Here is a 12,536-nt window from a genome sequence, read left to right on the forward strand (position 1 = left end):
CTTCATTCCTCCATCATATTGAACATTTCACCTAGTACGCGAATCTCACCTAGTATGTCTTCTATATGCTCAAGCCTTGTCATCGGATTCAGTAGGGTCATTTTTAAATAAACCTGGCCCTCGAAACGGGTTTTTGCTAAAAATGCGCGACCGCTATTCAATAATTCCTGCTGGATCTGCTTATTTAACTGATCTGCCAACTGAGCACTTACTCCCTCTGGATCATAACGGAATACGACTGCATTCAATTCAGGATGGCTGTTCAAAACACGGAATCCGTCCTCTTTATCGATCATTGCCGCTGCGTCTCCTGCAAGATGACATGTATAGTCGATCATTTCAGCAAACGTATCAAGTCCAACAACCTTTAATGACATCCAAAGTTTCAGCGCATCGAATCTCCTCGTTGTTTGGATCGATTTATTGACTAAGTGGACCATTCCTTCTTCTTCATCTTCCTCGGGATTCAAGTAATCGGCATGATGCTGGATATATTGAAAGTGGTCACGATCTGAAACAAGGAAAGCACCACAGCTTATTGGTTGATAGAATAGTTTATGAAAATCGACTGTAATGGAATCCGCCGATTCCATTCCCTTTACCGATTCTCTGAAATTGCGACTCAACATCATTGCACCGCCATATGCGGCATCTATATGCAGCCAAATTCCGTTCGCCCTCGCAATTTCAGCCAAATCAGCCATTGGATCGATCGAACCGAAATCCGTTGTCCCACAAGTAGCAACGATGGCAAATGGAAGTAAATCCTGCTCCTTCAAGAGCTTCAGCTGTTGGTTCATTTCATCGATGGATAAACGGTGATTGGCATCCGTTTTAATCGTAATAACCGCCTGTTCACCAAGCCCCAGTTGTGCCGCCGATTTACGAACCGTAAAATGGGCGGCCTCCGAGCATAAAATCCTTAGTTTTTTCGAATCGGCCGGCAGTCCATGTTGTTGGACATCGACATCCCAGACACGCTTACAATACGCATCCCTGGCCAGCAGCAGGCCCATATAATTGGATTGTGTACCGCCGCTGGTAAACACACCGTCCGCTTTTTCCGGTAATCCTGCCTGATTGCACAACCATTTGATTAGTCGCTCTTCAACAAAGGTTGCAGTCGAGCTTTGATCCCATGAATCCATCGATTGATTCAACGTACTGATGATCATCTCGGCCGCCACGGCTGGTATTAACGTCGGGCAATGCAAATGCCCGATACAGGTCGGGCTGTGTACATTCATGCTGTCATTGATCACAAATTCAGCTAGCTCGGCCGCAACCGACTCAAGGGTCTCCCCTTTTATGGATGCAATGGACAGTTCATTTAACCTTGCTTCCAATTCATGCGGTTTTTTGCCGGAATAGGGGGAATCGTTCCCCTTTAAGAAGTCGGCTAACGTGTTTTCTATGATTTTGAGAGACCGTGTATAGTTATGGATCCCTTCCTCGTTATTCAGGAAAAATGGAGCATAGGCAAAGTCAGCTTTCTTTAAGGTTTCAATCATTGCTTCAGCCCCTTGCTACTGCTGCACGAACAGCTTGTTCAAAAATTTCAGTAGCTTCGCGAAGCTGGGCTTCCGTTACGATTAATGGCGGCAGGAATCTCACTACGCTTCCATGTCTGCCTCCGACTTCCAGAATCAAACCTCTTTCGAAGCACTCCTGTTGTATCGCGCTTGCAAGCTCCGAATGGGCTGGGTAACTCCCATTTTGATTTTGCTCTTTTTGATGATCGACCATCTCAACGCCAACCATTAGGCCGCGACCTCTAACATCGCCAATCTGCGGTATATCCTTTTGCAAATCTTTGAGGATATCCTGTAACAGTTCACCCATTTTTGCTGCATGTTCAATAAGGTTGGTTTGTTTCATGTACTTTAAACTTGCAGTGCCTGCTGCCATTGCCAATTGGTTCCCGCGGAATGTGCCGATATGTGCACCTGGAGTCCAAACATCCAAATCTTTATGATAAATCACGACAGATAATGGCAGGCTGCCACCGATTGCTTTCGATAGGACAAGAACATCCGGAATGATTCCTGCATGTTCAAAGGCGAACATTTTGCCTGTGCGACCTATGCCTGATTGAACTTCGTCAATGATCAGCGGGATGCCCTTCTCTTTTGTTATTCTTCTGATTTCCTTAAGCCAAGGGATCGGCGCAGGTATGGAGCCGCCCTCTCCTTGCACGGCCTCTAAAATCATTCCCGCAGGAGCCAATAATCCGGATTCGGGATCATTCAGCAGGTTTTCGATATATTGGCTGCTGATTTTATGACTATCCTCGCCCCCAATGCCAAAAGGACAGCGATATTGATAAGGATATGGCAGGAATTGTACATCTGGCATCAATCCTTGAACCTTTTCCTTCGGTTTTGTATTTCCGCTAATTGACATCGTTGCGTGCGTTGCCCCGTGATATGCACCTTGGAATGATAAAATGCCGCTGTTGCCTGTAGCGGTTTTAACTAATTTAAGTGCAGCTTCTATGGCATCCCCGCCAGTGGGGCCGCAAAATTGGATTTTTGCATTTTTTCGGAATTCTTCTGGCAGCCATTCAAAAATTTCATCAACGAACTGCTCTTTTATCGGTGTAGTAAAGTCCAAAGTGTGCAAAGGACTTTTATTTTTAAGTACTTTTTCCATTTCTTCAAGGACAGCCGGGTGATTGTGTCCAAGCGCTAATGTTCCGGCTCCGGCAAGAAAATCTATATATGTTTTCCCATCCATGTCTGTAAGGTAAATACCTTCCGCTTTTTCGATGGCCATGGGTAATCTTCTAGGATATGAACGAGCGTTTGACTCCCTTGTATTTTGCTGTTCCAGCAATTGATCATTTTTAGTGGGTGTGATAGTTGCCATAATGAGCCTCCTAGTATATTAATTGATAATAATTATCATTTTCAATGACACAATCATCATTTTACTGACAATGATTATTATTCTCAATAAGCTAAATCTACCATTTTCCTTCTATAATATTCCAATAAAATTAAGAACAGGGTAATACTGGGACGATTTCTCCATGCGTTATTAAACATGAACAGGCTCTTAAGGTTTTATTAAGGTTGAGTTTATAAGCTGAACGCTGACAATCATCATGTAAAAGGAGGAACGGCAATGAATGGTTTACAAGGAAGGCGGGAACTCAAACATGCAATCACCAAAGCGGATTGCCATTTATTAAGGAATGTCCTGCAAAACTTCATGAAGCTTGATCCCCACGGACTCGATGGGAAGTATTTAATTCGAAGTGTCTATTTCGATAACTTCGACAATAAAATCCTCCGGCAAAAAACGGAAGGGTTTTATCATAGGGATAAGTTCAGGGCCAGGCTTTATGATCATAATACCGATTTCATCAATCTGGAAAAAAAGAGTAAGCGGAATAACCTTACCTATAAACAAAAGTGCAGGCTTTCTGCCGCTGAATACGAACGGATCCGTTCAGGAGATATAAATTGGATGTCCGAGGATTCAAGGGATATCCTCAAGGACTTATACGTGCAAATGACGCTCTTCCAAATCAAGCCGACAACCGTCGTTGACTATGAAAGGGAGGTATTCATTTATGAGTACGGAAATGTCCGGGTCACCTTTGACAGTCATGTAAAAACGAGTTATCGCGATACGGACTTCCTGAATCCCGAATTAATCGTAGTCGATGCCCTCGATCCGGATGTCGTCATCCTGGAAATAAAGTATGACGAATTTCTTCCGGATATCATCAAACAATCGTTATCCATCATCGATACTAGAAAAACGGCTTTTTCAAAATATCAACTAAGCAGAAGATACGGCTGATGGCAGCAAACAAAAACATTCTATTGGAGGAATCACAAATGGATACGACGACAACGAGCACCACGTTTAATGATATTTTCAAATCAAGTTTTTTGGACAAGACCGAGAGCTTTTCGATCATTGACTCCCTGATTGGATTGCTGTTGGCATTTGCCATCGGATTGTTCATTTACGTCATTTATAAGAAGACTTTTTCCGGTGTGATGTACTCGCACAATTTCAATATATCCCTCATCATCATGACAATGGCCACGGCCTTGATCATCATGGGCATATCAACGAATATCGTAATCTCCCTGGGGATGGTCGGCGCGCTCTCCATCGTACGATTCAGAACGCCCATCAAAGATCCCATGGACCTGGTCTTCCTATTCTGGGCAGCGGCCTCTGGGATCTTATGCGGGGCGGGATTAATTCCGCTCGTTATTATCGGTGCCATTTTAATAGGGATCGTCATGCTCGTATTTGCCAATCGAATCACCGTTGAAAATCCCTTTTTATTAATCGTTAAATATTCAGATGCATCCATTGAAAAAACGTTGGAAGAAATGATATCCAGCAAGGTGAAAAAGCATTCCGTCAAATCGAAATCGATCATGGCCGATAATAACCTCGAAGTGACATATGAGATTCGATTAAAAGATAATAATGCAGAATTCATCAATCAAGTAAAGGACATGACCAGCGTCCATTCTGCCATCATGTTGAGTTATGATGGCAACTTCACAGCTTAAGACAGATGGCGGACACAAGGAACCATGCCCACCCCTCTATAGTGGACGGCAGGAGGAAGGAGCCAAGGCATGTTAAAAACAAGATATGTTGCAGCGGCAATTGGATCATTGATCATGATTTTTATAGCAGCGATGTACCTCGTTCCCCTTCTTCAAGTGGAAAAAGCAACGAAAGGGAATACCTATGCAAAATCGGTATTTGACCAAAGTAAGGTGACGAAAGTTGATATCACACTGGCTGATGATGATTTGGATTCCATCCTGGATAACCCTTCTGAAAAAGAAATCGTTAACGCCGATGTGACGATAAATGGGGAGACGGTTAAAAATGTGGGGTTTCGCACCAAGGGAAATCTTTCCTTGAATTCCGTTGTTCAAATGGACGATTCCGAACGTTACAGCTGGAAGATAGACTTTGATTATTATCAGGACGATCAAGATTTACACGGGCTGAAAAAGTTGGCACTGAACAATAATTACAGTGATCCTACTTTTATGAGAGAATATCTTTCCTATGAATTAATGGAAAAGATGGGCATAGCGACACCAGGGCACTCCTATATGTACGTGACCATCAACGGAAAGGAATGGGGCCTTTACTTAGGTGTGGAAGCTATAGAGGAAACCTTTCTAAATACCAACTTCGCTGATGCTACAGGCGATCTCTATTATCCTGATGGTACGGGAAGCGATTTAAAATGGATCAGCGAAGACATTGATGACTACACAGGATTGAATTTGAAAACAAACGATCATTCGGACCAATCCGCCATGATCCACATGCTCGATGCCATCAATAATGGAGGCAATATCGAGGAAGTATTGGATGTCGATGAAATGCTGCGCTACTTCGCAGCCAACACTGCCCTTGTCAACCTTGATCACTATCAAGGAGATAAAAAGCACAATTATTACCTATATGAAGAGAACGGAGTCTTTTCGATATTGCCGTGGGACTATAATATGTCATTTGGCGGTTATTCCGGAGGCGGCGGGAGGCAGGCAGAAGGCACCGCTCGAAAAAATGAAGATGAAGCGACTGCTAAGAACGATAATGCTGAGCAGGATGACATGAAGCTTCCCGAGGAAGCACCGAATATGAACGGTGGCGGGATGATGGATATGAGCTCCAATTTCATGAATGAAAGTAACATCAACTTCAGCATCACCGAGCCCGTTTCAGGCACGGCCCTTGAAGATCGCCCTTTGTTGAATGCCCTGCTTTCTAACGACGAATACCGTGAAAAATATGATGATTATCTAAACGACATTGCCACAGATTTTTTCTCTGAAGAAAAAATGACAGCAATGACCTCTGAAATCTCAACGTTGATCACACCATATGTGAAAAGAGATCCAACCAAGTTTTATACAATGAATGAGTTTTTAGAAGCAACATCCGGTGAGGAAACCCTTGTTGACTTCGCCGTTCAACGTGCTGGATCGATCTTGGCGCAGCTATCCGGAGACCTGATTGTCGAAGGTGAGACGGAAAGCGGCACGGACGGCAGAGCGCCTAATATGGGCGCTGACGCAAATGGAGGCCAGCAACCACCAAACATGGCCGGCGGCGGGGAAATGCCTGCCATGCACCCCCCTGACATCGATCGCGGCGGGAATGGCTCACCCCCTGATATAACTGGGAAGATGGGCCAAAAGGAGCCAGGAAACAGCAGCTCCTCCAAAGATACGATCATTCTATCCCTCGTGCTCCTGATTTTATTATTGGGCGCAATCGCTTTCGCCCACTTCTTTAAACGAAGGGGCAAAACCGGATGAGGACCACCCCCTCCAACATGAACAAGGCATCCCGAAATATTCGGGATGCCTCATTTTTATTGAAAATAGAATCTACTAAACTTGATACCAAAGTCGTCAAGGAGACGCCCTCTTTTTTCTATGAATTTCTTGATCTATTACCAAGGAAAAAAACACTGCACAAACAGCATAAATCCCAAGATGCACAGCAGCTGACCCTTCTGATTCTCTTTTCGTTATCACGACATGTGGAATGAAACGGAGGGGGCGACACTCCTGCGGCAACTGCGGTCTAGGGGAGACACCGTTGGCGTAAAGCCCGAGGAGGCTCCACGACCGCCCGCGGAAAGCGAGTGCCCGGAGTGCAATGCAACGTTCGACGTCCGGTTCCTCCAAACGATGGGAAATCAGGATTTCATTTTCACCTTATCCCAAAGTAGAGTGGAAAGGGAGTACCTGCAGTGAAACGAAACATTCGAATCCTCCATAACTATGAATAATTAGGATTCTTTCTTCGCCTTAAGACAGAGTTCAGGAACGTTCTATGTCCTCCCTCTTAAACATCCGAAAATTATTTCTTTCCCCAGTTATTCCTCAACATTGAATTATTTTTTAGCTGCCAACTAATATAAAATACCCTTAATTGGTATAAAATAGTAAAATAGAAAGACAAATCAACCTCCAGAGCATTTTCTACTTGTTTACCATTTGAATATAGAGGGTAAAGATTTCCATTATTAGTTTATCCGATCGTTCAGTAACAAGTTTGCCAAAACGCGTCGGTGTCAGGGGGGAAATGGATGAAAAGAAATCATACAATGATGCAATTTTTCGAGTGGCATCTTGAAGCAGATGGTTCTCATTGGGACAGATTGAAATTAGCGGCCTCCAAATTGAAAGATACAGGTATTGACTGTGTTTGGCTCCCGCCTGTTACTAAAGGGCAGTCCATTGGTGACAACGGTTATGGAATATACGACGGGTACGATCTAGGGGAATTTGACCAAAAAGGCACCATTCGTACCAAATACGGTACAAAAGAAGAATTGCATCAAGCCATAACCACCTGTCATGACTACGGTCTGTGCGTATATATCGACTTAGTCATGAATCACAAAGCCGGAGCCGACGGAACCGAAAAATTTGAAGTCATCGAGGTCAATCCAGACAACCGTATGGAAGACATCTCAGAGCCATTTGAAATTGAAGGCTGGACGACATTCGATTTCCCAGGCCGTAATAATCAATACTCTGATTTCAAGTGGAACCATACGCATTTCAATGGAACTGACTATGATGCTAAAAACGACAAAATGGGCGTCTATCGGATCACTGGGGAAAACAAACACTGGAACCAGCACGTCATTGATGAATTCGGCAATTACGATTATCTAATGTTCGCGAACATCGATTACAGCCAGCCCGAAGTTCGCCAGGAAATGATTACTTGGGGAAAGTGGATGGTTGATACATTGAAGTGTGATGGCTTCCGCTTGGACGCCGTGAAGCATATTGATTATGAATTCATTAATGATTTTTTACAGGAACTCCTTCCTTATACGAAAGAACATTTTTTCATGGTCGGGGAGTTTTGGAAAGCCGATGTGAAATCCTGTCAAAACTACTTGGAGCAAACCAATCATGACCTCAATTTGTTCGATGTTTCCCTGCATTATAAATTTCATGAGGCCTCAAATGCAGGAACCGACTTCGACCTCTCAACCATCTTTGATGATACCCTCGTCAAAACCAATCCGGAACAGGCCGTCACTTTTGTCGACAACCATGACTCCCAGCCTCATGAATCGCTGGAATCGTGGGTAAAGGATTGGTTCAAACCGTCTGCATATGCTCTTATCCTGCTGAGGCAATGCGGTTACCCCTGTGTCTTTTACGGCGACTATTACGGCATTGGCGGTCCTTCGCCGGTACCCGGGAAAAAGGATATATTGGATCGCCTTTTATATGCCAGATATGAAAAAGCGTATGGGGAACAGAAGGACTATTTTGATGATCCAAATACGATAGGCTGGGTTCGATTAGGGGTTGAAGAGCTGGAAGGCTCGGGGTGTGCGATCGTTGTCTGTAACGCAGACCACAACAGTGAAAAAAGAATGTTCGTGGGTGAGCAACGTGCAGGCGAAATCTGGACTGATGTAACCTATCACAGAGATGATCACATCACCATTGAAGAAGATGGCTACGCGACCTTTCCCGTACATGGAAAAAGCGTATCCGTATGGGCCCTGAATGAAAAACCGCTTGAAGCGGAAGAAAACTAATATTCCAAAAGCGAAGAACAGCATGCCGTTTCCCGCATGCTGTTCTTCGCTTTGAAAATTCAAAAAAATTCTCATGGCCAGACAACCTTTCATGGTAAGATAAGGTAAAAAGGAGCTGATGGACAAATGAAGAATGAAATCATTAATAGATTTACTTCTTATGTGAAAGTGGATACACAATCAAATGAGGAAAATCCCTCCTGCCCCTCCACACCTGGTCAGCTGACCTTGGCAAATGCTTTAGTGAAGGAGTTGCAATCCATAGGCATGGAAGAAGTGACGATTGATGATAATGGCTATGTAATGGCGACGCTTCCAGCCAACACGGATAAGGATGTCCCGACGATCGGGTTTTTGGCCCATATCGATACAGCAACGGATTTCACAGGGAAAAACGTAAAACCGCAGCTCGTTGAAAACTATGATGGACGCGCTCTTACTTTACATGAAAAATTGGACATCGTCCTCTCACCGAATGAATTCCCTTCACTTAAGGATTATGAAGGGCATACTTTAATTACGACGGATGGGACAACCCTGTTGGGCGCAGATAATAAGGCCGGCATTGCCGAAATCATGACGGCCATGGATCATTTGATACAGCACCCGGAAATCAAGCATGGAAAAATCCGTGTCGCCTTTACACCGGATGAGGAAATCGGCAGAGGCCCGCATAAGTTTGATGTCGATGCTTTTGCTGCCCAATTTGCCTATACAGTTGACGGCGGCCCCCTTGGCGAACTTGAATATGAAAGCTTCAATGCGGCATCGGCCAAAATCAAAATCAGTGGGACCAACATTCACCCCGGTACCGCTAAAGGAAAGATGGTCAATTCTGCTAAAATCGCCATGGAATTTCACAATATGCTCCCAGCGGCAGAAGCACCGGAACATACGGAGGGCTACGAAGGTTTTTACCACCTGCTATCCTTTCAAGGCGATGTCGAAGAGACTAGGCTTTCCTACATCATCAGGGATTTCGATCGCCAAAAATTCAATGAGCGCAAGGAATATATGACGCACATCACCAAGGAACTAAAAGAAAAGTATGGACAAAAACGTATCCAGCTTGAATTGCAGGACCAATATTTCAATATGAGGGAAAAAATTGAGCCAGTCAAAGAAATCGTGGACATCGCCCATGAAGCCATGGAAAAACTCGGTATACAACCAAAAATCTCGCCAATCCGCGGTGGAACGGATGGATCTCAATTATCGTATATGGGCCTGCCGACACCTAATATATTCACCGGCGGTGAGAACTTTCATGGCAAATATGAATTTATTTCCGTCGATAATATGATGCTGGCCACAAAGGTGATCGTTGAAATTGCCTCCCTCTTTGAAAGAAAAGCGAAGTAGCTTTATAGAAATCTCACGAATGACCTTTTTCATAAAGGAAAACCCCAAACCTAAGCGGTCTGGGGTTTTTCCATTATGCGCGTATCCAGTGTCGGTGCTTGGCAATGGCCTCGATAAAGGCAGCGCCGCTATTTTCATCCGTGATGGCCACAACGCCTGCATTGGGATCAAAGGAACCTATGCCTGCCTTCGTTAGGATATCAGCACCTTCTTTGCCCGCACCAATTGCCTTGAAATGATTGTAAGCTTCATTCACAAAGAAAATGGAGTCCTTCGATGCTTTTAGAGCATCAACACTTTTCTGACCTCCTGCTACATAAACGGCATCGTACAGTACCGAATCGGCTGTCAGGAATGTTTGCTCCACTTCAACTTGCTGTTCTGTTGAACTTGTAATCATTCCCCGATTAATACTGACGATCTCCGCAGTTATTCCTGCCGCCTTGAACGATTTCAATACTTGATTAACCTCAGATGCGTTGAAACCATCGGCAGCCAGGATTGCCACTTTTCTGGTTGCGGCCGTTTTCACTTTCATTTGCTCTTGGCTTAGCGCGGGAGAGGTTAACTCGGTCTCAGCCTCATTCCTGTTGGTTGGAGGATTCGCTCCCACACCCTTGGCAATTGTTCGGGCCAGTTCGAAATCTACATTGCTGAACATCTCGACAACCTGCTGCTGGACGTCCTTACTTTTCACTTTCCCCACTTCAAAGTGGAAAGCGGCAATAATATGCTCCTTCTCCACTTCCGTCATGCTATTCCAGAATAGTTTAGCTTGGCTGTAATGGTCCTTGAAGCTTTCACTGCGCTGGCGCACCTTCCTGCCATCGACCTTTTCCTGATAGTGCGCATAGCCGCCCTCCGCTTCGGAAGCCGGTTCCGGGGAGTTACCTGCAAGGGAATTCTTATGGTAGCTGACCGGTCCTGGATTGATTGTCATCCGATGCATCCCATCGCGCTGATTGTTATGAAAAGGGCATACTGGCCTGTTTATCGGAAGCTCATGGAAATTCGGTCCACCCAATCGGGATAGCTGTGTATCGGTGTAAGAGAATAAACGCCCTTGAAGCAGCGGATCATTGGAAAAATCAATGCCCGGCACAACATGCCCCGGATGGAAAGCAATCTGTTCCGTTTCCGCAAAGAAGTTATCAGGATTTTGGTTCAACACCATTTTCCCGATTATTTTCACCGGCACCTGTTCTTCCGGCCATAGTTTAGTAGGATCGAGAATGTCAAAGTCGAAATTGAATTCATCCTCCTCCTTGATCATTTGCACGCCAAATTCAAATTCAGGGTAATTGCCTGTTTCAATCGCTTCCCACAAATCTTGGCGGTGAAAATCGGGGTTCTTCCCGGCGATTTTCTGGGCTTCATCCCAGACGAGCGATTTCACTCCAAGGACGGGCTTCCAATGGAATTTAACGAAATGGGATACGCCTTCTTCATTCACAAAGCGGAATGTATGAACACCGAACCCTTCCATCATCCTGAAGCTTCTCGGTATCGCCCGATCGGAAAGATGCCACATGATCATATGTGCCGTTTCCTCATTATTGGCAACAAAATCCCAAAAAGTATCATGGGCAGAAGCAGCCTGCGGAATTTCATTATGAGGCTCCGGCTTTACCGCATGAATCAAATCCGGAAACTTAATTGCATCCTGGATAAAAAATACCGGCATATTATTCCCGACCAAATCATAGTTTCCTTCCTCTGTATAAAACTTTGTCGAGAATCCCCTGACATCGCGAACCGAGTCCGCCGATCCGCGCGATCCTGCTACAGTGGAGTACCGGACGAATACAGGAGTCTTGACCGAAGGGTCTTGAAGAAACTTGGCCTTTGTAAATTCAGCCATCGGCTCATATACTTGAAAATATCCGTGTGCCCCTGATCCACGTGCATGCACGATTCGCTCAGGAATTCGCTCATGGTCAAAATGGGTCATCTTTTCACGGAAATGAAAATCTTCCATTAATGTCGGGCCGCGGGTTCCCGCCTTCAAAGAATGCTCATCCTCCGAAATGCGCAAGCCTTGATTAGTCGTCATCTTTTTCCCACTATCATCCACCCGATATTGATCCAACTGCCGATTTTTGCTTTGCTCATTGATTTTTCCACTTTCGTTTTCATTCACCATTCTTTTCATTCCCCTCCATGTCAAAAATTAAGGTTATTTCATGTTGTATGTATTTTCATTATTGGAAGTAATTACGTTATTCTTCCTCATATACCACTCTATTTCGAGAGATAAACAGCAGAATTCAAAAATTATACAGAGAATACTAGTTATTTTGGTGTAGGACCGATTATCGTCGGATTGGGGCGATTTATCTCATGTTTGGGCGGATTATCACTAATTGGGGTGATTTATCTCCATGTTTGGTCGAATTATCACCCGGTTGGGGCGATTTATCTCCATGTTTGGTCGGATCATCTCCCGGTTGGGCGGATTATCCCCGTTTAGGTCGAATCATCTCCCCATTTGGTCGGATCACCACCCGTTTGGATCGAATTACTGTCCCATTTGGTCGGATCACCATCCGTTTGGTCGAATTATTCCTTCCTTAGTTTTGTCATACTTGGG

8 protein-coding genes are annotated in these 12,536 nt (G+C 44.6%); 5 read left to right on the plus strand and 3 right to left on the minus strand.

The window, feature by feature from the left end; translation table 11 throughout:
- Window positions 1-2: 2 nt before the first annotated feature.
- Entirely contained in the window at window positions 3-1,511 is a 1,509-nt protein-coding gene (locus tag AS888_RS06825; protein WP_061141412.1) for a pyridoxal phosphate-dependent decarboxylase family protein, read from the minus strand.
- Between the two features lie 4 nt (window positions 1,512-1,515).
- Window positions 1,516-2,868, minus strand: a complete 1,353-nt coding sequence (locus AS888_RS06830; RefSeq protein WP_061141413.1) for an aspartate aminotransferase family protein — start codon at window positions 2,866-2,868, stop codon at window positions 1,516-1,518.
- Between the two features lie 258 nt (window positions 2,869-3,126).
- On the opposite strand from AS888_RS06830, the gene AS888_RS06835 reads away from it, so the two are divergent.
- The 5 genes from AS888_RS06835 (at window position 3,127) to pepT (ending at window position 9,946) form a co-directional block, all read left to right on the plus strand.
- Window positions 3,127-3,810: a polyphosphate polymerase domain-containing protein gene (locus AS888_RS06835; RefSeq protein WP_061141414.1), complete on the plus strand. Its 684-nt coding sequence runs from the start codon at window positions 3,127-3,129 to the stop codon at window positions 3,808-3,810.
- 38 nt (window positions 3,811-3,848) lie between these two features.
- Entirely contained in the window at window positions 3,849-4,544 is a 696-nt protein-coding gene (locus AS888_RS06840) for a DUF4956 domain-containing protein (protein WP_061141819.1), read from the plus strand.
- Window positions 4,545-4,613: 69 nt separating this feature from the next.
- The gene (locus AS888_RS06845; RefSeq protein ID WP_061141415.1) at window positions 4,614-6,323 is read left to right on the plus strand and encodes a CotH kinase family protein; all 1,710 of its coding nucleotides are present in this window, start codon (window positions 4,614-4,616) and stop codon (window positions 6,321-6,323) included.
- Between the two features lie 779 nt (window positions 6,324-7,102).
- Window positions 7,103-8,584 carry an alpha-amylase gene (locus tag AS888_RS06855; RefSeq protein WP_061141417.1) on the plus strand — a complete coding sequence of 494 codons (1,482 nt, stop codon included), beginning with the start codon at window positions 7,103-7,105 and terminating at the stop codon, window positions 8,582-8,584.
- 126 nt (window positions 8,585-8,710) lie between these two features.
- Entirely contained in the window at window positions 8,711-9,946 is a 1,236-nt protein-coding gene (gene pepT / locus AS888_RS06860; protein WP_061141418.1) for a peptidase T, read from the plus strand.
- Window positions 9,947-10,019: 73 nt separating this feature from the next.
- Here pepT and AS888_RS06865 read toward each other — a convergent pair whose 3' ends face one another.
- A complete protein-coding gene (locus AS888_RS06865; protein WP_061141419.1) occupies window positions 10,020-12,089 on the minus strand; it encodes a catalase in 2,070 nt (689 codons plus the stop codon).
- Window positions 12,090-12,536 lie beyond the last annotated feature (447 nt).

Origin of the sequence: Peribacillus simplex, assembly GCF_001542915.1 — a bacterium.
GTDB lineage: Bacteria > Bacillota > Bacilli > Bacillales > DSM-1321 > Peribacillus > Peribacillus simplex_B.